At 50.5% G+C, this 23,653-nt stretch carries 18 protein-coding genes and 3 pseudogenes; 9 read left to right on the top strand and 12 right to left on the bottom strand.

Annotated elements, in window-relative coordinates; all coding sequences use genetic code 11:
- The first annotated feature begins 92 nt into the window (after positions 1-92).
- Both rhaD and rhaM read left to right on the top strand, forming a co-directional pair.
- On the top strand, positions 93-917 hold the full coding sequence (gene rhaD, locus C0K55_RS13585; RefSeq protein ID WP_016262733.1) for a rhamnulose-1-phosphate aldolase: 825 nt from the start codon (positions 93-95) through the stop codon (positions 915-917).
- Between the two features lie 9 nt (positions 918-926).
- Positions 927-1,241: an L-rhamnose mutarotase gene (rhaM, locus tag C0K55_RS13580; protein ID WP_000619483.1), complete on the top strand. Its 315-nt coding sequence runs from the start codon at positions 927-929 to the stop codon at positions 1,239-1,241.
- 94 nt (positions 1,242-1,335) lie between these two features.
- Here the strand turns inward: rhaM and C0K55_RS26600 are convergent.
- The 8 genes and pseudogenes from C0K55_RS26600 to C0K55_RS13545 form a co-directional block, all read right to left on the bottom strand.
- Positions 1,336-1,428, bottom strand: a pseudogene (locus C0K55_RS26600) (MipA/OmpV family protein); the annotation flags it as partial.
- Positions 1,409-1,606 (bottom strand): annotated as a pseudogene (locus C0K55_RS13575) (type II toxin-antitoxin system HicB family antitoxin); the annotation flags it as partial. The pseudogenes C0K55_RS26600 and C0K55_RS13575, both read right to left, overlap by 20 nt.
- Before the next feature lie 361 nt (positions 1,607-1,967).
- The gene (aldB, locus tag C0K55_RS13570; protein WP_001517481.1) at positions 1,968-3,506 is read right to left on the bottom strand and encodes an aldehyde dehydrogenase AldB; all 1,539 of its coding nucleotides are present in this window, start codon (positions 3,504-3,506) and stop codon (positions 1,968-1,970) included.
- A 165-nt stretch (positions 3,507-3,671) separates the two neighbouring features.
- On the bottom strand, positions 3,672-4,823 hold the full coding sequence (gene yiaY / locus C0K55_RS13565; protein ID WP_105266124.1) for an L-threonine dehydrogenase: 1,152 nt from the start codon (positions 4,821-4,823) through the stop codon (positions 3,672-3,674).
- Positions 4,824-5,011: 188 nt separating this feature from the next.
- Positions 5,012-6,856: a selenocysteine-specific translation elongation factor gene (gene selB / locus C0K55_RS13560; RefSeq protein WP_105266929.1), complete on the bottom strand. Its 1,845-nt coding sequence runs from the start codon at positions 6,854-6,856 to the stop codon at positions 5,012-5,014.
- On the bottom strand, positions 6,853-8,244 hold the full coding sequence (gene selA, locus C0K55_RS13555) for an L-seryl-tRNA(Sec) selenium transferase (RefSeq protein WP_000206266.1): 1,392 nt from the start codon (positions 8,242-8,244) through the stop codon (positions 6,853-6,855). Before selA ends, selB begins: the two co-directional genes overlap by 4 nt.
- Positions 8,245-8,341: 97 nt before the next feature.
- Positions 8,342-8,950, bottom strand: coding sequence for a glutathione S-transferase (locus C0K55_RS13550; RefSeq protein WP_001517478.1), 609 nt, complete (start codon positions 8,948-8,950; stop codon positions 8,342-8,344).
- 147 nt (positions 8,951-9,097) lie between these two features.
- Positions 9,098-10,273 carry an autotransporter outer membrane beta-barrel domain-containing protein gene (locus C0K55_RS13545; RefSeq protein ID WP_001517477.1) on the bottom strand — a complete coding sequence of 392 codons (1,176 nt, stop codon included), beginning with the start codon at positions 10,271-10,273 and terminating at the stop codon, positions 9,098-9,100.
- A 26-nt stretch (positions 10,274-10,299) separates the two neighbouring features.
- Between C0K55_RS13545 and C0K55_RS13540 the strand changes: the two are divergent.
- A pseudogene (locus C0K55_RS13540) lies at positions 10,300-10,392 on the top strand (AraC family transcriptional regulator); the annotation flags it as partial.
- A gap of 154 nt (positions 10,393-10,546) precedes the next feature.
- Here C0K55_RS13540 and C0K55_RS13535 read toward each other — a convergent pair.
- Both C0K55_RS13535 and C0K55_RS13530 read right to left on the bottom strand, forming a co-directional pair.
- Entirely contained in the window at positions 10,547-11,683 is a 1,137-nt protein-coding gene (locus tag C0K55_RS13535; protein ID WP_001517476.1) for an HlyD family secretion protein, read from the bottom strand.
- A gap of 2 nt (positions 11,684-11,685) precedes the next feature.
- Positions 11,686-12,048 carry a DUF3302 domain-containing protein gene (locus tag C0K55_RS13530; RefSeq protein ID WP_001517475.1) on the bottom strand — a complete coding sequence of 121 codons (363 nt, stop codon included), beginning with the start codon at positions 12,046-12,048 and terminating at the stop codon, positions 11,686-11,688.
- A 535-nt stretch (positions 12,049-12,583) separates the two neighbouring features.
- Between C0K55_RS13530 and mtlA the strand changes: the two genes are divergently transcribed.
- The 3 genes from mtlA (at position 12,584) to mtlR (ending at position 16,468) form a co-directional block, all read left to right on the top strand.
- Positions 12,584-14,497, top strand: a complete 1,914-nt coding sequence (gene mtlA / locus C0K55_RS13525; protein ID WP_000093278.1) for a PTS mannitol transporter subunit IICBA — start codon at positions 12,584-12,586, stop codon at positions 14,495-14,497.
- A gap of 235 nt (positions 14,498-14,732) precedes the next feature.
- On the top strand, positions 14,733-15,881 hold the full coding sequence (gene mtlD, locus C0K55_RS13515; RefSeq protein WP_000645402.1) for a mannitol-1-phosphate 5-dehydrogenase: 1,149 nt from the start codon (positions 14,733-14,735) through the stop codon (positions 15,879-15,881).
- The gene (gene mtlR / locus C0K55_RS13510; protein WP_000228285.1) at positions 15,881-16,468 is read left to right on the top strand and encodes a mannitol operon repressor MtlR; all 588 of its coding nucleotides are present in this window, start codon (positions 15,881-15,883) and stop codon (positions 16,466-16,468) included. Before mtlD ends, mtlR begins: the two co-directional genes overlap by 1 nt.
- Before the next feature lie 11 nt (positions 16,469-16,479).
- Here the strand turns inward: mtlR and yibT are convergent, their stop codons facing one another.
- Entirely contained in the window at positions 16,480-16,692 is a 213-nt protein-coding gene (gene yibT, locus C0K55_RS13505) for a protein YibT (protein ID WP_010376448.1), read from the bottom strand.
- Between the two features lie 267 nt (positions 16,693-16,959).
- Between yibT and C0K55_RS13500 the strand changes: the two genes are divergently transcribed.
- The gene (locus C0K55_RS13500) at positions 16,960-17,322 is read left to right on the top strand and encodes a YibL family ribosome-associated protein (protein ID WP_016262730.1); all 363 of its coding nucleotides are present in this window, start codon (positions 16,960-16,962) and stop codon (positions 17,320-17,322) included.
- A gap of 545 nt (positions 17,323-17,867) precedes the next feature.
- Here the strand turns inward: C0K55_RS13500 and C0K55_RS27150 are convergent.
- Positions 17,868-17,924: a lipoprotein gene (locus C0K55_RS27150; protein ID WP_225996959.1), complete on the bottom strand. Its 57-nt coding sequence runs from the start codon at positions 17,922-17,924 to the stop codon at positions 17,868-17,870.
- Between C0K55_RS27150 and C0K55_RS13495 the strand changes: the two genes are divergently transcribed.
- Positions 17,906-18,553, top strand: a complete 648-nt coding sequence (locus tag C0K55_RS13495; protein WP_442899380.1) for a hypothetical protein — start codon at positions 17,906-17,908, stop codon at positions 18,551-18,553. The genes C0K55_RS27150 and C0K55_RS13495 overlap by 19 nt on opposite strands.
- A gap of 43 nt (positions 18,554-18,596) precedes the next feature.
- Positions 18,597-23,636: a YadA-like family protein gene (locus C0K55_RS13490; protein WP_105269113.1), complete on the top strand. Its 5,040-nt coding sequence runs from the start codon at positions 18,597-18,599 to the stop codon at positions 23,634-23,636.
- Positions 23,637-23,653 lie beyond the last annotated feature (17 nt).

Genomic DNA, 23,653 nt, shown 5'->3' with positions numbered 1-23,653 from the left:
TATCAGGCATTGAGTGCCGGATGCGGCACAGGTGCCTTATCCGGCCTACAGGTCGTGCATCCGACAACACCGAATTTACAGGAACACAGAACATGCAAAACATTACCCAGTCCTGGTTTGTCCAGGGAATGATCAAAGCCACCACCGATGCCTGGCTGAAAGGTTGGGACGAGCGCAACGGCGGCAACCTGACGCTGCGCCTGGATGACGCCGATATCGCGCCTTATCACGACAATTTCCATCCACAACCGCGCTATATCCCGCTCAGTCAGCCAATGCCTTTACTGGCAAATACACCGTTTATCGTCACCGGTTCCGGCAAATTCTTCCGTAACGTCCAGCTCGATCCCGCTGCCAATTTAGGCATCGTAAAAGTCGACAGCGACGGTGCGGGATACCACATTCTCTGGGGGCTAACCAACGAAGCCGTTCCGACCTCCGAACTTCCGGCTCATTTCCTCTCCCACTGCGAACGCATTAAAACCACCAACGGTAAAGATCGGGTGATCATGCACTGCCATGCCACCAACCTCATCGCCCTCACCTATGTGCTGGAAAACGACACGGCTGTTTTCACCCGCCAACTGTGGGAAGGCAGCACCGAGTGCCTGGTGGTATTCCCGGATGGTGTCGGCATTCTGCCGTGGATGGTGCCAGGCACGGACGAAATCGGCCAGGCCACCGCGCAAGAAATGCAAAAACATTCACTGGTACTCTGGCCATTCCACGGCGTCTTCGGCAGCGGTCCGACGCTGGACGAAGCGTTTGGCCTGATCGATACCGCAGAAAAATCGGCGGAAGTGTTGGTAAAAGTGTATTCGATGGGCGGCATGAAACAGACCATCGGCCGTGAGGAGTTGATAGCCCTCGGCAAACGTTTCGGCGTTACGCCACTGGCTAGCGCGCTGGCGCTGTAAGGAGTAAACATGATCCGCAAAGCCTTTGTTATGCAGGTAAACCCCGACGCCCACGACGAGTATCAACGTCGGCATAACCCGATCTGGCCGGAACTGGAAGCGGTATTGAAATCTCACGGCGCGCACAACTACGCTATCTATCTCGATAAAGCGCGAAATTTGCTGTTTGCCAGCGTGGAAATTGAATCTGAAGAACGCTGGAATGCGGTTGCCAGCACTGACGTTTGCCAACGTTGGTGGAAATATATGACTGACGTTATGCCCGCTAATCCGAATAACAGCCCGATCAGTAGCGAGCTACAAGAAGTGTTTTATCTGCCGTAATCCATTGCGGTGCCGGATACCCCTCCGACACCGTAATTACAACTGATTAATATAGATTTTGCTAACGCAATTTATCCAACATCTCCCTGGTCAATTAAAAACGCCAGCTCACACCAGTGACAAACATAAAACTCTCATAACGATCGATCATTGGGCTGTCGGTAATCTCGTCCGGCAGCTTCTGCCAGAAACGCACTTCTGCTGGCGTAATCAGGATGATTGCGCACGTAGGTATCAATCTTGTTCAGTAACCCTTTCGGCATTGTAATATTGATTCGTTCAGCCCGACCTTCGAACTGATTCATATTGATATCTACCAGCAGCCATTGCCCGCCAATAAAGTCCTGCACCCGCTGAGCCAGATGTTTTGGTAGCAATCACGATAGCGCGATTTATATAGGCCGTCAGGTGGATAAAGTTGACTCAGGAATGTCGCTCGGAAGAAGAATAATGGTGTGCAGTAACTTGTTGAAAAGATGTGAGGATACTCGCAATTTAGTTCAATAAATATTCAGCTATTCAAGACGTAAACATTTGAACCGATAAGACGCGCAAGCGTCGCAGATAGTGATAACGTGCGCGTTGCTTATGCCGGATGCGGCGTGAACGCCTTATCCGGCCTACAATATCATGCAAATTCAATATATTGCATGAGCCATGTAGGCATGATAAGACGCGCAAGCGTCGCATCAGGCAATGAATACCCGATGCAACCCGTTTTTCACATCAGAACAGCCCCAACGGTTTATCCGAGTAGCTCACCAGCAGACACTTAGTTTGCTGATAATGCTCCAGCATCATCTTATGGGTTTCACGCCCAATACCCGACTGCTTGTAGCCGCCAAACGCCGCATGTGCCGGGTAAGCGTGATAACAGTTGGTCCACACGCGCCCAGCCTGAATGCCGCGCCCCATCTTATAGGCCAGATTGCCGTTACGACTCCAGACGCCTGCGCCCAGGCCATATGGCGTATCGTTGGCAATCTCCAGCGCCTCGTCCATCGTCTTAAATGTCGTCACCGCCAGCACCGGGCCAAAAATCTCTTCCTGGAAGACGCGCATATTATTCTGACCAAACAGGATCGTCGGTTCGAGGTAGTAGCCGTCTTTCAGTTCCCCTTCCAGTAGCTTACGCCGCCCGCCGGTAAGCACATCCGCACCCTCTTTTTTACCGATATCAATGTAATTGAGGATGGTTTCCAGTTGTCCGTGAGAAACCTGCGCGCCCATTTGCGTCACGCTGTCGAGCGGGTTACCGCTACGAATGCTTTCAACACGACGGATGGCGCGTTCCATAAAGCGTTCGTAGATAGACTCCTGCACTAAAGCACGACTCGGACAGGTACAGACTTCGCCCTGGTTGAAGGCGAACAATGCAAAGCCCTCCAGCGCCTTGTCGAAGAAAGCATCTTCTTCATCCATGACATCAGCAAAGAATATATTTGGCGACTTACCGCCCAGCTCCAGCGTCACCGGAATAATGTTCTGGGTAGCGTACTGCATAATCTGCTGACCGACTTCCGTTGAGCCGGTAAATGCCACTTTAGCAATGCGTTTTGAGGTCGCCAGATATTCGCCAATTTCGCCACCAGCGCCGTTGACCACGTTGACTACGCCTGGCGGCAGTAAATCACCCACGATTTCCATCAGCAGCAGCACCGAAAGTGGAGTGAGTCGCGCCGGTTTCAGCACCACACAGTTGCCCGCCGCCAGCGCCGGAGCCATTTTCCAACTCGCCATCAACAGCGGAAAGTTCCACGGGATAATTTGCCCCACCACACCTAACGGTTCGTGGAAGTGATAAGCCACGGTTTCGCTATCCACTTCACTGATCCCGCCTTCCTGCGCCCGAATACACGAAGCGAAATAGCGAAAATGGTCAATTGCCAGCGGCACATCGGCAGCACTGGTTTCACGAATGGGCTTGCCGTTATCCCAGGTTTCTGCCGTCGCCAACAGTTCCAGATTTTGCTCCATCCGATCGGCAATCTTAAACAGAATCGCCGCACGATCCTGCACCGAGGTATGCGCCCATTTATCTTTCGCTTTATGGGCTGCATCCAGCGCCAGATCGATATCGCGTTTGCCCGAAGACGCCACTTCGCACAGAAGCTGCCCGGTCACTGGCGTCAGGTTCTGGTAGTACTCGCCGTCGGCGGGCGCGACCCATTCGCCGCCGATAAAGTTGTCATAGCGGGTTTTTAACTTGAGGGGGAAACCATATTCGCCGGGCTTAATCTGTGCTGAAGGGGGATTGTTGGTCATGGTAGTCTCCTTGCTGTGTGAGGTATAACAAGGGTAGACATGGTTGGTGAAATCTTCGCCAGCCGGTGATAGCTTTACGACGGCAATCACAAATTTACGGGCAAGGATTACAGAGATAGTTGATAAAAAACGGCTGACAATTTGCCAGCCGTTACGGGAAGGTGATTACATCGCAGCGCGATAAATCGCCATAATTTCTTCGTGAGTTGCCTGAATCGGGTTAGTAAAACCGCAGGCGTCTTTCAGGGCATTGGTCGCCAGCACCGCAAAATCTTCCTCTTTTACGTTCAGGTCACGCAGACCCGCAGGGATATTCACTTTCTTCGCCAGTTCACGAATAGCGTTAATGCAGGCTTCTGCACCTTCCGCGTCGTTTTTACCCGTCACGTTCACGCCCATTGCCGCCGCGCAGTCACGCAGACGCGCACCGGCAACTTTGCTGTTGAACACCTGAACATGCGGCAGCAGAACGGCATTGCATACGCCGTGCGGCAGGTTGTAGAAACCGCCTAACTGGTGCGCCATCGCATGAACATACCCCAGAGAGGCATTGTTGAACGCCATACCCGCGAGGAACTGAGCGTAGGCCATTGCTTCACGCGCTTTAACGTTGCTGCCATCTTCTACTGCTACTGGCAGGTTTTCGGCAATCATGGTCACTGCTTTCAATGCGCAAGCGTCGGTGATCGGCGTTGCCGCAATAGAAACATACGCTTCGATGGCGTGCGTTAAGGCGTCCATCCCGGTAGCGGCAGTCAGTGATTTCGGCATACCGATCATCAGTGAGGAGTCATTGACAGAAAGCAGCGGAGTCACGTGTTTATCCACAACCGCCATTTTGATGTGACGCGCTTCGTCGGTGATGATGCAGAAACGGGTCATTTCAGACGCAGTGCCCGCAGTGGTATTGATGGCAATCATCGGCAACTGCGGTTTTGCAGAGCGATCAACGCCTTCGTAATCGCGAATATCACCACCGTTGGCTGCCACCAGCGCAATACCTTTTGCGCAGTCGTGCGGAGAACCACCACCTAAGGAAATCACGCTATCACAATTATTTTCTTTTAGTAATTTCAAACCTGCCGCGACGTTTTCCGTGGTTGGGTTCGGCTGGGTGCCATCATAAATAACGCTAAAAATATTGCGTTCTTCCAGTGCTTTTTGCACATCACCCGCCATGCCTAATTTCGTTAACATATTGTCAGTAACAATTAATGTACGGCGAAATCCATATTCTGCCATCATATTCATTGCATCATTCAATGAATCAGCACCGATGACATTCACTGAAGGAATAAAAAAGGTTGAAGCTGCCATAAAACACTCCGGGAAGAGTAAAAAGGGCTGGCAGATTACAAAGTATTTTCATTCGAAAATATGATCGACATTCCCGTTTATTAAAATATTTTTAATAAAAAGCACGTTATATTCATCATACAACGTGCTTCCTTAATATTAATAAGAATTTTGTATTAATTCATATTTGTTATGAATTAATCATTTCCTTATTTTTCGGGAAATAATAATGCGTCACGTAATAAATGATCATTTCCACGGCGACGCGTAAAGCCAATCCGGTCAAAATATTCCAGAATTTGAATCGCCAGTTTTCGGCCAACGCCTAAGCGATCGCGGAAATCCGCCGCGCAGGTCGAGCCACACTCCTGATCGAGATCACGGATCATATTGGCAAACTCGACAATTCGATCATTGCGATAATAACGATCTTTGACGATCGCCGTAATTATCCCCTGCTGTGCCGCCTGGCGCAGCGTCAGGCGCATTGCCTGCTCGTCGGTTCCCGTCTCTTTTGCCAGGTCGCGTACCCACCACGGCTCGTCGCCAAACAGCGGTTCCACTTTTTGCCAGATAGCCTGCTGCTCTTCGCTAAATCCGGCTTTGTGATCCGGCAGATGCAGCCAGCCGTGATGGCTGTGGATCTCGCCGCTTTCGCGCATCTTTTCAATCAGCAACAGTACCAGGGCTTCATCTTCCATCGGCAACGCCATGCGCCGCAGACGTTCGCGTCCCGGCCCTAGTTCGTCGCGATGCTGTTCATGATAAGCCGCTAATGTGTCGAGAATTTTACGCTGCCAGCGAGCAGCAACCGGTGCATTCAGCAAGCTATAACCGGCCTGAATATAGCCCGGCTGTTGCAGCAATTCGCGCATCCCTTCGCCGTTGAGCTGACGCGCCCATGCAAAATCCGCGAGATTCACCGCACCGCGCTCCAGGTGAACAGCCAGCGCTTCGGCATCATTCTGCACCCGTGCCAGTAACGCCAGCCATTGCAGATATTCCGGCTTACGTTTACCGCGGCGCGGCGGGTTGAGCATCACCACGCGGGCACCCGCCAGCGTGTTGCGGGCTGATATATCGCGTAGCACTAAGCGATCGTTATCCGCCAACCACAGCGGCGTGTCGAACACCAGTTCGGCAAGGTTATCTTCCAACAGCGAAACACGCCCCGTAACGTGGCTGGCGGCGTGGTGAATATGCAGCGGCTGCCACTGGGTCAGCGGCGTATGGGTTTGAAGCTCGACAATCACCCGCGTGAACGGATCTGGCGGCACATCTGCCAGCAGCCAGTCGCCTCGATTAATCTGTTCTTTCTCCGCATCACCGGCGATATTAAGCGCAATACGCTGCCCGGCATGGGCGGTTTCTGTTGGTTGATTTTGCGCATGGAGAGCACGCACGCGCATCGGTTTATTTACCCCCGTCAACCATAATGAATCGCCAACATTCACTTCCCCACTTAACGCCGTACCCGTCACCACCAGCCCGGCACCTTTTACGGTAAAAGCACGGTCGATAGCGAGGCGGAAACTGTGCTGACTGGCGTGTTCACGTTCCGGCAACTGAAGCAGATGTTCGCGCAGAGCATCAATTCCCCTTCCTTCAGTCGCTGCGGTGACAAACAGTTTTGCCTCAGCAAAACCGTATTCCCGCAGCACCTCCTTTACCTGGCGTTCAACCTCATCAACGCGCGCTTCGTCCACGCGATCGGCTTTGGTCAGCGCGACCGTCAGCATCGGGTTACCGGTAAGCTGCAAAATCGCCAGATGCTCACGGGTCTGTGCCATCACGCCGTCATCGCACGCCACCACTAACAGCGCATGATCGATACCACCAACGCCCGCCAGCATGTTGGAAAGAAACTTTTCATGGCCGGGAACATCAATAAATCCAGGAACGCGTCCATCCGGCTGCGGCCAGTAGGCATAGCCGAGATCGATGGTCATGCCACGCTTTTTTTCTTCCGGCAGACGGTCGGCATTTACGCCAGTAATCGCCTGTAATAATGTCGTTTTGCCGTGGTCAACGTGTCCGGCAGTCGCAATAATCATTTCAACAACATCTCCAAAAACCGTTGCTCATCTTCAAGGCAGCGTAAATCCAGCCACAGACGCCCGTCGTAAATGCGGCCAATCACTGGCACCGGCAATTCACGCCAGCGGGCGGCTAATGCCTCAAGGTGGCTACCGCGTCCATCATGAGGTGTAAACGTTAATGCCGCGCTCGGCAGGCGATCAACAGGCAGCGAACCACTGCCGATCTGCGACAAGCATGGCATAACTTGTACCGCAAACTCCGCGCCGTAATGTGCGGCAAGGGGAGCCTGTAAACGTTGCGCCTGGATTTGAATGACCTCTGCGCTGCGGGTAAGCAGACGCAGGGTCGGTAATTTTTCTGTCAGAGCCTCAGGGTGTAAATAAAGACGCAGCGTGGCTTCCAGCGCCGCGAGGGTCATTTTATCTGCGCGTAATGCACGCTTCAGCGGGTGACTTTGCAGCCGGGCGATCATCTCTTTTTTACCGACGATAATCCCTGCCTGTGGCCCGCCTAACAGCTTGTCGCCGGAGAAGCTCACGAGGCTGACGCCCGCGGCAATCAACTCCTGCGGCATCGGCTCTTTCGGCAAACCGTACTGGCTAAGATCGACCAGCGAACCGCTGCCTAAATCAGTCACTACTGGAACATCCAGCTCTCTGCCGAGCACCACCAACTCCGCTTCGTCTACCGCTTTGGTGAACCCCTGAATGCTGTAGTTACTGGTATGCACCTTCATCAACAGCGCGGTATTTTCATTCACCGCCTGACGATAATCATTAGCGTGGGTACGGTTGGTGGTTCCTACTTCATGCAGGGTACAGCCTGCCTGACGCATTACGTCAGGGATACGAAACGAGCCACCAATCTCCACCAGTTCACCGCGAGAAACCACCACCTCTTTGCCGCTGGCAGTTGCTGCCAGCATTAACAGCACCGCTGCTGCATTGTTATTGACGATGCAGGCATCTTCCGCGCCAGTAAGGCGGCACAACAACTGTGCCAGCGCGCGATCGCGATGCCCACGTCCGGCGTCATCCAGATCATATTCCAGCGTCACCGGTGAACGCATAACTTGCGCAACAGCTTCCACCGCCGCTTCCGCCTGCAATGCCCGACCAAGATTAGTATGCAGCACCGTTCCCGTCAGGTTGATCACCGGACGCAGCGCGCTCTGCGCCTCTTTCGCCAGTCGGGCATTGACTTCTTGCGCCCAGTTCTCACACCACGCGGGTAGCGTCTGACTGTCGCGAATTACTTCTCGCGCTTCGTCAAGCATCTGACGCAGCAACTCCACCACGCGAGTGTGGCCATAAGTATCACGTAAAGAAAGGAAGGAACTATCACGCAATAAGCGATCAATAGCGGGAAGCTGACTATAGAGGGAACGCGTTTCGGTTGTCATAGGAAACCAGGCTCATCAAGGCCCTCTCACACGGAGAAGGGCGTTTAACATAACCGCAGATTGTAACGTGAGAAGTGTCTGGAGGACATATCGCGCATCAAGCCTTTGGCGGTTCGGTGCGAGCGAAGCTTTCGCGGCTAAAGAGATTCTCGACCAGTTTGACTAAGTGTGGGCGGTCCACACACCAGCCCGGCGCAACGCGGCGGAAATTGAGATACCCGACGGCACAGGCAATAGCGATAGTCGCCAGATTGACCGTATCGGTTTTGAGCGTGCCATCGACCAGATATCCTTCCAGCACATCCAGACTGCGGTTGATTTTCTCCCGCTGGCGTAACAGCTCATCTTCAGACTGCTGCGCCGCCGGGCGCGCCTGCTCACGCACCGAAGCCAGCCCGGCATCCATAATGCCATCTGCCAACGCCTCAATCTTACGCACTCGCAACGACTCTAGCGGATCGCGCGGCAGCATCGCCGGAGCAACGTTCATTAATTCGATATATTCGGCAATGATTGGCGAATCAAACCAGCATTCGCCCTCTTCGGTCACCAGCACCGGCACTTTCCCTAACGGGTTAAATTTCGCCACGCCGTTGTCTACGTTATAGGGCAGTTCATTGATAAATTCGAAAGTAATGCCCTTTTCTAACAACAGAATAGAAAGTTTGCGTACAAACGGGCTGGTGTAGCTACCGATGAGTTTCATTATGTTTCCTTTTTGTTAACAAAATATGAGTATGACCCAGGGTTAAAAAAAAGGGCAGATGTTATTGATATGAGCGTGATGACAAACACAAGATGGCCCGATACGTACACATACCGGGCCTTGTAAATGAAACGATCTTTTTAAATATCAGAATGAATAGCGGATATTCGCATTGATAGCATTATCGACGTTGTACTTACCAAATGCTGATTTCTCAACGGTCAGGCCGATACGGGTATTGTCTTTAATGCGTGTATCAATCCCAATGTTGGCTAACATACGACCATCTTTACCGTTGTACACGGTGGACTCACCAGCAAAATCACGGTAAGTAGTGGTGCCAGAATTCCGCAGGTCAAACTGATAACTTAAACCTGCCTTCGCTGTAACCTGCCAGTCGTGACCATCCAGCGTTTTTCCGAATTCCACACCAGTACGGCCAATCAGGGGGTTTGCCGTTTTACGCTTCATGCTGATATCCATGCCGTTGTATTGCCAGTTAAAGGTATTGCCTGACAACGTGCCGTAGACCAGTTCAACCTGCGGTTCAATAAAGACATCAGGCTTCCACTGATAGCGCCAGCCGGTTTCTGCGCCTAAATACCATGAGTGGGCAGTATCGTCTGCCTTACCAAGCCCTAATGTTTGCATTGTGTAATCGTCACGATGGTGGACATATTTTCCGACCACATCAATATACAATCCTGAATCAAACAGGGTGGATGCGTATAAACCGCCGCCTACAGAGCGGGTTTTCCCCTGGTAACTTTCGCCACTGGCTTTGCTGTCAGTAACAGTCATCATGATACCTGTAAAAAGATCGCCTCCATCAAAGTGATGTTTTTTGTCGGCACCAATTTGCAGATGCATGTGACGATCAGAGAATCCCCCCTCACCTGAACCAGAAGTGGTCATAAACCGTGCCCAGGCACCGGCTTCTCCTTGGGTATCGCGTAGATCACCCATACGTCGGTTAAGGTTATTCACCTCAGATAGGAAGTTTCTGTACCGGATATCCATAAAGCGCTGACTTTCACTGAGTGCAGCATTATTACGCTGAACATCGAATCCTTTCAGACGCCACTGTGTGGCACTGTCAGTATTTACCACCTCAATATCAGGGGTCATTGAGTGAAAACCCATTTGTTGAGTCACAGTTTTAAACGCCTGGGTATTGTTGGTTCCATTTTCTGCCGTGATCAACGGAATATCACCGACAGACATTTCGTTAAGCGGTTTAGTCGGTTTCACATACAGAATATTGTTCTCTGCGATTAACTTATCAACAACCGTAATATTTAGCCGGACTCTCAAAAAATGCATGGAACTAAAACGGGTCTATTTACAGATATACAAGCACATCTTATTTCATTCGAAACTTCAAAAGTTACTTTGGTATTACACCGAAACAGTTTTCTCTCAAGGTAAAAAGAAAAAATTAAATGTCCACTTTCTGGTATCAGGGGAGCGTTTATATGCTCAGTGGACTAGACAAAAAGGACACGAGTTTCGTAGGCCGAACAGCGAATACTCATGTCCTGTATTTGCAACTTTTTTAGCTCTCAACCACATTTATGCGACTCAATACCCCAACATTCAATGATCCAAATAAAGATAATGCATCCAACTGGTCATTCTCAGCAGCACCTTCCGCATCACTGAAACATGGCTGAAATGGTCGGAGTAAACCGCCACCTGGGCGTAGATACCATCAGGTAAAGCATCAATATCAGCGTTAGGGTCCAGTTCGATGGTTCCCAGCACACCGTCAGTTCCAGGCACGACCGTTAATGATTGCAGTACCCCCTGCGCCTGGTACGAACCTCCAGGCACCACCGGCAAGATACTGGTCAGTTTGCCGTGGAATACCTGCCCCGGCAGCGCGTTAAATACCACTTCCGCATCATCGCCGGGTTTCAGACGCAACAGCGAGTTTTGCCGGAACTGGGCGACAATTTGCCGTTTTTGCTCAGGGATAAAGACCATCACCGGACGCAGCGGCAAAGCTGCCGCGTAAGTGCCTGGACGGATTAGCACCTGAGTAACATAGCCATTGCTCGGTGCACGAATAATGGTCTGCTCAAGGTTATATTTCGCTTCGGTAAGTTGCGCCCTTAAGCTGACAATCTGCGACTGCTCGCCGTTGACCATGCTGTCGAGTTGGCTCTGGATCTGCGCCTGCTCCGCCACGGAACCTTTCACCAGCGCATCCTGGGCGAGAAAATTTTGCCGCGCGTCGTCGATGTCACGTTCCGAAAACGGATTCACCGCCGCCTGGCTACCTTTCAGGTAACGTTGATAATTTTTAAACAGCCGGTCGCGCTCCGCTGAAACCTGAGTGGTGTTAGCCTGCGCTTCAGTGAGCTGCGCTTGCAGCGTCTTAATATTATGTGTCGCCGTCATCAGGTCGGCCTGAAGTCGGTCTACCCGCGCCTGATAACGCACCGGGTCGAGCTTAAAAAGCACCTCGCCCTTTTGAATAAGCTGATTATTTTTGTCCGTGACTTCAGTAACAATCCCTGTGACCTGGGGCGTGATGGGGATGGCAATCACCGCCTTTTGCGCCATAAAGGTATAGGGATGGTTATAGTTCATCAATAAAATCAAACCACTCACCAGAAACACGCCACCGAGCGCCGCCGTCGCCAGCGTCCACTGATTCACCGGAATACGGAAGATTTTAAATATCGCCCATGCCAGCGCCACGTAAGTTAAGACAATCAACAGATCCATGATTAGATCTCCGGAAACGTGGAGTAGTCAGGTTTTTTCTCAGCAGCGAGTTGCTGCTCCAGCCGGGAGATGCGATCAGAAAGCGCGGCAATTTCTGGGTCAGGCGTTTTCTCTTGCGGTGTAATATGCGACTGCATCCCCCAGCCGCGCTCCGGTTGGTAAAGCGTGGCCCAGATCCACAGGAACGGCCAGATAATGTGGAGCGTAAATAAGCTGACCCACCCTGCGGTATGAATGGCGTCGGCATGAGGATGGTTGCGTTTTTTGGCAATCAAATAGGGGATGTCATGTATCGCGATGATTCCATAAAAGATCACCAGAAAGACGAAAATCAGCACTCCCAACGCGAAATAGTTTAGAAACATAGCTGCCTCGGATTCACGCTTATCAGAGTTGTTATGGGCTGGCAGCCAGATGGGCGTCGGGCTGATTATTTGACAATAATCCGGGTTTGCGATTCTCGCCATCACACCGAAGAATAATTTTAAGCGGTGATGAGTTACTCAGTGACATAACGGCCTTAAGGCAGAGCCAGAACATGCCGTAGATCACACCGGGTGAACGACTTAAGAAAATATCTTGTGATTTAGATCACAAAAATTCAACAAACCATCAAAGAAAAAACGTGACAAACCTCACATTTAAATGCCATTTTTAGCGAAAATCACCGCCTTGTTGTTTTTTTACACAAGTATTTTGTGATGAATATCACGTCAATTACCTCTCTACCCCCTATATTTATGTGATTTATATCACACAAAAGACCGTCGACTGGACAGTTAACCGATTCAGTGCCAGATTTCGCAGTATCTACAAGGTCCGGCTACCTCTGCCGCCACATTAACAAAAAACCTCGGGCTTCCAGCCTGCGCGACAGCAAACATAAGAAGGGGTGTTTTTATGTCATCCGATATTAAGATCAAAGTGCAAAGCTTTGGTCGTTTCCTCAGCAACATGGTGATGCCAAATATCGGCGCGTTTATCGCGTGGGGTATCATCACCGCGTTATTTATTCCAACAGGGTGGTTACCGAACGAAACGCTGGCGAAGCTGGTCGGGCCGATGATCACTTATCTCCTGCCGCTGCTGATCGGTTATACCGGTGGTAAGTTGGTAGGTGGTGAACGTGGCGGCGTGGTCGGTGCTATCACCACCATGGGCGTTATCGTCGGCGCAGATATGCCGATGTTCCTCGGTTCTATGATTGCAGGCCCGCTGGGCGGCTGGTGCATTAAGCATTTCGACCGCTGGGTAGATGGTAAGATCAAATCCGGTTTTGAGATGCTGGTGAACAACTTCTCTGCCGGTATCATGGGGATGATCCTCGCGATTCTGGCATTCATGGGGATTGGTCCGCTGGTTGAAGCCCTGTCTAAAATGCTGGCTGCGGGCGTTAACTTCATGGTTGTCCATGACATGCTGCCGCTGGCGTCTATCTTTGTTGAACCGGCGAAAATCCTGTTCCTTAACAACGCCATTAACCACGGTATCTTCTCGCCGCTGGGTATTCAGCAGTCCCATGAGATGGGCAAATCCATCTTCTTCCTGATTGAAGCAAACCCGGGTCCGGGTATGGGCGTTCTGCTGGCGTACATGTTCTTTGGTCGTGGTAGCGCTAAACAGTCTGCGGGCGGTGCGGCAATCATCCACTTCCTGGGCGGTATCCACGAAATCTACTTCCCGTATGTGCTGATGAATCCGCGTCTGATCCTCGCCGTTATCCTCGGCGGTATGACTGGCGTGTTTACGCTGACTATTCTGGGCGGTGGTCTGGTTTCTCCGGCATCTCCGGGTTCTATCCTCGCGGTACTGGCGATGACGCCAAAAGGTGCTTACTTCGCTAACATCGCGGGTGTATGTGCGGCAATGGCGGTTTCCTTCGTTGTCTCTGCCATTCTGCTGAAAACCAGCAAAGTGAAAGAGGAAGACGATATTGAAGCGGCAACTCGCCGTATGCAGGACATGAAAGCTGAGGCTAAAGGCGCGTCTCCGCTGTCTGCTGGTGATGTGACTAACGACCTGAGCCACGTGCGTAAAATCATCGTTGCCTGTGACGCTGGTATGGGTTCCAGTGCAATGGGCGCAGGTGTGCTGCGTAAGAAAATTCAGGATGCCGGTCTGTCACAGATTTCCGTCACTAACAGCGCGATCAATAACCTGCCGCCAGATGTGGACCTCGTCATCACTCACCGTGATCTGACCGAGCGCGCTATGCGTCAGGTTCCGCAGGCTCAGCATATTTCGCTGACTAACTTCCTCGACAGTGGCCTGTACACCAGCTTGACCGAACGTCTGGTTGCTGCCCAGCGCCATACTGAAAACGAAGAGAAAGTGAAAGACAGCCTGAAAGACAGCTTTGACGATTCTAACGCCAACCTGTTCAAACTGGGCGCGGAGAACATCTTCCTCGGTCGTAAAGCGGCAACTAAAGAAGAAGCTATTCGCTTTGCTGGCGAACAACTGGTGAAAGGCGGTTACGTTGAGCCGGAATACGTACAGGCAATGCTGGATCGTGAAAAACTGACCCCGACCTATCTGGGTGAGTCTATCGCCGTGCCGCACGGTACGGTTGAAGCGAAAGATCGCGTGCTGAAAACTGGCGTCGTGTTCTGTCAGTACCCGGAAGGCGTGCGCTTCGGTGAAGAAGAAGATGACATTGCCCGTCTGGTGATTGGTATTGCTGCCCGTAACAACGAGCACATTCAGGTTATCACCAGCCTGACCAACGCGCTGGATGATGAGTCCGTCATTGAGCGTCTGGCACACACCACCAGCGTGGACGAAGTGCTGGAACTGTTGGCTGGTCGTAAGTAACCCATTCCCACCCTCTCCACATGGAGAAGGTGGGGCTAATTGCCTGATGCGCTACGCTTATCAGGCCTACAAAACAAAGTGCCATTTATTGAATTTGCTCGTTCTTGTAGGCCGGATAAAGCGTTTACGCCGCATCCGGCAATATCTCGGCCCCTCTCCTCATGGAGAGGGTTTGGGTGAGGGAAATGCCTCACCCCAGCCCTCTCGGGTAAAAACATTGATGAAGGTTAATACTATGAAAGCATTACATTTTGGCGCAGGTAACATCGGTCGTGGCTTTATCGGTAAACTGCTGGCTGATGCGGGTATTCAACTGACATTTGCCGATGTCAATCAGGTGGTACTTGATGCCCTGAATGCCCGTCATAGCTACCAGGTTCATGTGGTCGGTGAAACCGAGCAGGTCGATACCGTTTCCGGCGTTGATGCCGTCAGCAGTATTGGTGATGACGTGGTGGATTTAATCGCTCAGGTCGATTTAGTCACTACCGCCGTTGGCCCGGTCGTGCTGGAACGAATTGCTCCGGCGATTGCTAAAGGGCTGGTGAAACGCAAAGAACAAGGTAATGCATCCCCACTGAACATCATCGCGTGTGAAAACATGGTTCGCGGCACCACTCAGTTGAAAGGCCATGTAATGAATGCCCTGCCGGAAGAAGCAAAAGCGTGGGTTGAAGAACACGTTGGCTTTGTCGATTCCGCCGTTGACCGCATCGTGCCACCTTCTGCTTCTGCAACCAACGATCCGCTGGAAGTGACGGTAGAAACCTTCAGCGAATGGATTGTCGATAAAACTCAATTCAAAGGCGCGCTGCCAAACATCCCAGGTATGGAGCTAACCGACAACCTGATGGCATTTGTTGAGCGTAAACTCTTCACCCTGAATACGGGCCATGCTATAACCGCGTACCTCGGAAAACTGGCGGGTCATCAGACCATTCGTGACGCAATTCTCGATGAGAAAATCCGTGCGGTGGTAAAAGGTGCGATGGAAGAAAGCGGCGCGGTGCTAATCAAGCGCTACGGTTTTGATGCTGATAAACATGCTGCGTATATCCAGAAAATCCTCGGCCGTTTTGAAAACCCGTATCTGAAAGATGATGTGGAGCGTGTAGGCCGTCAGCCGCTGCGTAAACTGAGCGCCGGAGATCGTCTGGTAAAACCGCTGCTGGGTACGCTGGAGTACGGTTTACCGCACAAAAACCTGATTCAGGGTATTGCTGCCGCCATGCACTTCCGCAGTGAAGAAGATCCACAGGCTCAGGAACTGGCTGCGCTGATTGCCGACAAAGGGCCGCAGGCTGCGCTGGCACAGATTTCCGGGCTTGATGCCAACAGCGAGGTTGTCACAGAAGCGGTAACCGCTTATAACGCAATGCAATAATGGTGGACCAGGCGCAGGGGTCCCTGCGCCCGAATAACAGATTGTCAGATATGCAGGCAACAATGGAACAAACCCAGGCCTTTGAAAACCGTGTGCTTGAGCGTCTGAATGCTGGCAAAACCGTGCGAAGCTTTCTGATTACCGCCGTCGATCTCCTGACCGAGGCGGTGAATCTTCTGGTGCTTCAGGTATTCCGCAAAGACGATTACGCGGTGAAGTATGCTGTAGAACCGTTACTCGACGGCAATGGCCCGCTGGGCGATCTGTCCGTGCGCTTAAAGCTGATTTATGGGCTTGGCGTAATCAGTCGCCATGAATACGAAGATGCGGAACTGTTGATGGCACTGCGGGAAGAGCTGAACCACGACGGCAACGAGTACGCGTTTACCGATGATGAAATTCTTGGGCCATTTGGCGAACTGCATTGCGTGGCGGCGCTACCACCGCCGCCACAGTTTGAACCAGCAGACTCCAGTTTGTACGCGATGCAAGTTCAACGCTATCAACAAGCTGTGCGATCAACAATGGTCCTTTCACTGACAGAGCTGATTTCCAAAATCAGCTTAAAAAAAGCCTTTCAAAAGTAAGCAATGCTCGCTTACTGCTGCCCCTCTACCTGCTTCGGTCGATAAAGCCGACGATAATATTCCAGGCGTTGGAGATATAACGGCACGCTTTCCTCAGGTATATCGGACGGGATCGCGTTACGAGGGGGAAGTTTATTCAGATACTCCCGGAACGCCTGGCTAGATGCCATGAAATCTACGGCTTTATCGATAAAAAGCGGAACGTTTTCACCTATTTTGCCCATCATAATATCTCCGAATTACCCCGCGCCGGGAATGCGCGGCCGCCAATTTTAGTTTAGATCCCGGTAAAAATGGCATTAAGGAAAACGTGCGAAATCTACAACGTTTGTCCTTGCTTGCTTATTACTTTTTATTAATCAATAAATTACATTCTTTTCTGAACGCAAAATTGGTTACCCAGCAAAACTATTACAATACCATCGGTTGTGAACAAAGCACCCCGTCACGCATACTAGGACTATAAATTTATCTTTATCAGAAGCCATCACATGAAAGAAGTCGAAAAAAACGAAATTAAACGTCTTAGCGATCGCCTGGACGCCATCCGTCACCAACAGGCCGACCTGTCGCTAGTTGAAGCCGCAGACAAATATGCCGAACTGGAAAAAGAGAAAGCCACGCTGGAAGCTGAAATTGCTCGTCTGCGTGACGTTCACAGCCAAAAACTCAGCAAAGAAGCACAAAAGCTGATGAAAATGCCTTTCCAGCGTGCGATTACTAAAAAAGAGCAAGCGGACATGGGCAAACTGAAGAAGAGTGTTCGTGGGCTGGTGGTGGTGCACCCAATGACAGAGCTGGGCCGTGAAATGGGCCTGCAAGAGATGACAGGGTTCTCAAAGACCGCGTTTTAAGTTCCTTTCTGGTCGCTGTAATCACAGCCTCTCACGATTTACTCGCTCCTGCTGGCACATGCAGGAGCCCCTTTCAAATACTAAAAATTATTAACATTCTTAGCATTGCATGTTCAATTTTGTCCGACTGTCTGCATGAACATCACAAGTCAAATTCTGAAAATATGCTGCGTAATAAAAGAGCTATATATAAATAATAAGTATGATTATTTACATTCCAATGATTAATTATTTATGTTTTCCAGCCAGTGTCACATTTATCGTCACAAAACATTTACCATACAAATATTAACTTCTTACCCTCCTCACCTTAACTCCGTTAAACATTTGACATGAATTGACACCGGTCATTAAAATTCGCGAGATTAGGTTATTAGTATCTACAAACTAAAATAGTTTGACATCTAATAACACACTCTCAGCACCCATTAATTCGAAAACTCTCTCATAAATTTTTATTGTGAATATGAAATATTAAATTATTCATACAAAAAATAACTACAACGTAGTTATCAAAGCATCAGGATTATGAAAAGGAATTCATCCTATGAACATGAAGAAAGCAGTACTAAGAGTGTTAACAATATCGTCACTCTGCGCATTAACAGGGTGTGACAATACTGAAAAAGTAAACGCAATTGATGAGTTCACCAAACAGCAAGCGTTGCAACAAGGTCAAATAGACACTCTAAAAAAGCAGCAAGAACAATATAAAAATAAAATTGAAATTATTGAAAAACAACAAAATAGCATCATAAGCAGTACCAAAACTCTTGCCAGCATCGTAAAGGCAGTCAAAGACAAACAGGACGAATTTATCTTCACTGAATTTAACCCAGCACAAACCCAATACTTCATTTTAAATAACGGCTCTGTCGGTTTAGCAGGTCGGGTACTGTCTGTCGATGCGGTTGAAAATGGCAGCGTTATTCGTATTTCGCTGGTTAACCTATTAAGCATTCCCGTATCAAATATTGGCTTTCATGCTACATGGGGCAATGAAAAACCTGCCGATCCTAAAGACTTAACAAAATGGCAGCAATTACTTTTCAGTACCTCAATGAACTCCTCGCTGAAATTATTACCAGGTCAATGGCAAGACATTAATCTGACGCTGAAAGGCGTATCTCCCAATAATCTGAAATACCTGAAACTCGCCATCAATATGGCAAACCTTCAGTTCGACGACCTTCACTCTGCGGAATCCCGACAGAGAAAAAGCAAAAAATAAATGCGGTTTCTGCGCTTATATCAAGGAATAGAGAGCATCAATAATGAACAAAATATTTAAAGTTATCTGGAACCCGGCGACGGGCAGTTATAGCGTTGCCAGCGAAACGGCAAAAAGCCGTGGGAAGAAGAGCGGGCGCAGTAAGCTGTTAATTTCTGCGTTAGTTGTCGGTGGGTTGTTGTCGTCTGGAGCACATGCAGAAGTCGCTCTTGATGGCGGTAAATCTGCTGAAGCTACTCCACTTAGTAATGGCTGGATTGCCATTGGTATAGGGGCAGTCGCAACATCAGCACAAACAGGGCCAAGTGGAGGATCCAATACATCAAGTGTTGCAATAGGGCAAAGTGCGTTCTCTGGCGTGGGGGGAACCTCATTAGGCTTCAGTAGCAATGCGTCTGGAGAAAGATCGGTAGCGTTGGGGCAAGCAACTGTAGCTACTGGCAGCCGGGCTATTGCAATCGGAAGTGCGGCTCAAGCAACCAAAGAGTATTCCCTTGCGTTGGGGAATAGCGCTCATGCTAACGGTGATTATGCCACCGCGATAGGCAAAGACAGCGAAGCCAATGGCTTGTATTCACTCGCGATAGGCCAAGCAAGTGAGGCGACCAAAGCCGGTTCTGTTGCTATGGGCTATAACAGCCAGTCGAACGGGACAGGGGCTGTCGCGCTAGGGCAGGACAGCTTTGTGAGCGGAAACAACAGCGTCGCTCTGGGTAATGGAGCCAGAACATCAGGAAATAATTCCGTCGCGCTTGGTGCGGGTGCTCTCGCAGCGGAAGACAATGTTATCTCTGTCGGTAACAATACGGACCAGCGAAAAATTGTATTTGTTGATAAAGGCATCATCAACAAAACAAGTACCGATGCCGTCAATGGCTCGCAGATTTTTGCGCTTAGCCAATCGGTAGCAAACCGGTTAGGCGGCAATGCCAGCGTGAATGCTGCTGACGGAACCGTTAATGCGCCAACCTATACTATTTCCTCAGGGACCTACAACAATGTAGGTGATGCTCTTGATGCAGTGAATTCGACAATCAACACCACCAATACGGCGGTGACAGATCTGAAGGACGATTCTCTGCTATGGGATGGCACTGCATTCAGTGCCAAACACGGCACCAGCACCACCAACAAAATCACCAACGTCATGGCCGGTAGCCTGTCAGACACCAGTACCGATGCCGTCAACGGCTCGCAACTGAAAACGACAAACGATAACGTTACCACCAACACCACCAACATCACCAACCTGACCAATGATGTCGCGGATATCAACACCACAATCACAGGCCTGGAAGATGATGCACTGCAGTGGAATGGTACTGCGTTCAGCGCCAAACATGGCACTAACACCACCAGCAAAATCACCAACGTCATGGCCGGTAGCCTGTCAGACACCAGTACCGATGCCGTCAACGGCGCGCAACTGAAAACGACAAACGATAACGTTGCCACCAACACCACCAACATCACCAACCTGACCAATGATGTCGCGGATATCAACACCACAATCACAGGCCTGGAAGATGATGCCCTGCAGTGGAATGGTACGGCATTCAGCGCCAAACATGGCACTAACACCACCAGCAAAATCACCAACGTCATGGCCGGTGACCTGTCAGATACCAGTACCGATGCCGTCAACGGCTCGCAACTGAAAACGACAAACGATAACGTTGCCACCAACACCACCAATATCACCAACCTGACCAATGATGTCGCGGATATCAACACCACAATCACAGGCCTGGAAGATGATGCCCTGCAGTGGAATGGCACGGCATTCAGTGCCAAACACGGCACTAACACCACCAGCAAAATCACCAACGTCATGGCCGGTGACCTGTCAGACACCAGCACCGATGCCGTCAACGGCTCGCAACTGAAAACGACAAACGATAACGTTGCCACCAACACCACCAACATCACCAACCTGACCAATGATGTCGCGGATATCAACACCACGATCACGGGCCTGGAAGATGATGCCCTGCAGTGGAATGGTACTGCGTTCAGTGCCAAACACGGCACCAGCACCACCAACAAAATCACCAACGTCATGGCCGGTGACCTGTCAGACACCAGCACCGATGCCGTCAACGGCGCGCAACTGAAAACGACAAACGATAACGTTGCCACCAACACCACCAACATCACCAACCTGACCAATGATGTCGCAGATATCAATACCACAATCACGGGTCTGGAAGATGATTCCCTGCAGTGGAATGGTACTGCGTTCAGTGCCAAACACGGCACCAGCACCACCAACAAAATCACCAACGTCATGGCCGGTGACCTGTCAGACACCAGTACCGATGCCGTCAACGGCTCGCAACTGAAAACGACAAACGATAACGTTGCCACCAACACCACCAACATCACCAACCTGACCAATGATGTCGCGGATATCAATACCACGATCACGGGCCTGGAAGATGATGCCCTGCAGTGGAATGGTACTGCGTTCAGTGCCAAACACGGCACCAGCACCACCAACAAAATCACCAACGTCATGGCCGGTGACCTGTCAGACACCAGTACCGATGCCGTCAACGGCTCGCAACTGAAAACGACAAACGATAACGTTGCCACCAACACCACCAACATCACCAACCTGACCAATGATGTCGCGGATATCAATACCACAATCACGGGTCTGGAAGATGATTCCCTGCAGTGGAATGGTACGGCGTTCAGTGCCAAACACGGCACCAGCACCACCAACAAAATCATTAATGTGGCGGCGGGAACACTATCGTCGTCAAGTACCGATGCCGTAAATGGCGGACAACTGTATGGTTTGAGCAGTTCTATCGCTAACTATTTGGGTGGAAATGCCTCTGTTGATTCAAGCGGCGTGTTTACTGGACCAACCTATAATATCGGGGGCACTGATTACGATAACGTAGGTGAAGCATTAGCCGCTATTGACTCCTCAGTTGTAGCCTCACTCGGTGATGCCCTTGCCTGGGATGCCAAAACAGGCACATTCACAGCCAGTCATGGTGGTAGTGCCAGTAAAATCACTAACGTCGCCGCCGGTTCAATTTCTAAAGACAGCGCAGACGCAGTGAACGGTGGACAGCTCTATGATGTAAGCAACTCTATTAGTGACATTCTTGGCGGTGGTTCCACTGTTAATGCTGACGGCACAATCAACGCACCAGCCTATACTATCGCTAATACTGACTACGATAATGTAGGTGATGCACTGAGCGCGATAGACTCGACGCTTGATGATGCAATGATTTGGGATGATAACGCAGGTGCCTTTAGTGCGGCCCACGATGGTGATACCACCAGTAAAATCACTAATGTAAAAGCCGGTAACGTGGCGGTTGATAGCACCGATGCGGTTAATGGTTCTCAGTTGTATGCCACAAATGTGCTCATCAACCAGAATAGCGATATGATTAACCAGCTCGCTGGCGACACCAGTACGACCTATATTGAAGAGCATGGTGCAGGTGTAAATTACGTCCGTACAAACGATACCGGCTTGACCTTTATAGATGCCAGCGCAGCGGGCGTCGGCTCTACCGCGTTGGGTTATAACGCGACCGCATCGGGTGAAAACAGCCTCGCTATTGGTCGAGACAGCGTCAGCTCGATCGACTCCGGTATAGCACTGGGCAGTGGCTCAACCTCTGACCGTGTCATCGTCAAGGGCTCCCGTTCTGGCAGCGTAACGGAAAACGGGGTTGTCATTGGTTATGACACCACTGATGGCGAATTACTCGGTGCGCTATCTGTAGGTAAAGATGGTGAAAGTTATCGCCAAATCATTAACGTCGCAGATGGTTCAGAGGCTCATGACGTCGTCACTGTCCGTCAGTTGCAAAATGCGATAGGTTCAGTTGCAAGCACTCCTGCTAAGTACTTCCACTCAAACTCGAAAGAAGAGGATTCACTGGCCGTTGGGACGGACTCTCTGGCGATGGGTGCAAAAACAGTGGTCAATGGTGATGCCGGAATTGGTATTGGTTTTGGCTCCTTAGTGGTACAGGACGCAATTAACGGTATCGCTATCGGTTCCAGTGCTCGCGCGAACCATGCTAACAGCATTGCAATGGGTAATGGTTCTCAAACCACCGTTGGGGCCCAAAGCAACTATACCGCTTACAATATGGATGCCCCGCAAAACTCGGTGGGTGAATTCTCTGTAGGCAGCACCAATGGTCAGAGGCAAATCACTAATGTGGCAGCGGGCTCACAGGATACCGATGCGGTTAATGTTGGCCAGTTGAAAGTGACGGATGCGCGCGTTGAGATCAACACGACCAGTATCAATAACCTGAACAATCAGGTGAGCAATCTCGATACCCGTGTTACCAACATCGAGAATGGTATTGGCGATATTGTTACTACCGGAAGTACGAAATACTTCAAGGCAAATACAACCGGTGCGGATGCCAATGCACAGGGGGCGGACAGCGTCGCTATCGGTTCAGGATCAATCGCTGCTGCAGATAACAGTGTAGCCTTAGGTACAGGTTCGATCGCCGATGAAACCAATACCATATCTGTGGGGTCATCAACTAATCAGCGCCGCATCACCAATGTTGCTGCCGGTAAAAATGACACTGATGCAGTGAACGTCGCACAGTTGAAATCGTCCACTGAGGGTGGTGTTCGTTACAGTACGAATGAAGACGGTACGATTAACTACAGTACGTTAAACCTGGGTGATGGTAAGGGGGGCACGACGCAAATCAGTAATGTGTCAGCCGCTGTGAACGATCACGATGCGGTTAACTACGCACAGCTAAAACAAAGTATCCAGGATACCAATAGCTACACAGACCAGAAAATGGTTGAAATGGATAACAAAGTGAAGGGCGTAGAGAAAAAAATGAGCGGTGGTATCGCTTCGGCAATGGCGATGACTGGTCTGCCTCAGGCCTACACGCCAGGTGCCAGCATGGCTTCTATTGGTGGCGGTACTTATAACGGTGAATCGGCTGTTGCTTTAGGTGTATCGATGGTGAGTGCCAACGGTCGTTGGGTCTACAAATTACAAGGTAGTACCAATAGCCAGGGCGAATACTCCGCCGCACTCGGTGCCGGTATTCAGTGGTAATTATCCATTAACGAATG

Source organism: Escherichia sp. MOD1-EC6098 (genome assembly GCF_002965865.1).
Lineage (GTDB): Bacteria > Pseudomonadota > Gammaproteobacteria > Enterobacterales > Enterobacteriaceae > Escherichia > Escherichia marmotae.
The sequence above is the reverse complement of the archived record's forward strand: the minus strand, read 5'-3'. Positions and strand labels throughout refer to the sequence as shown.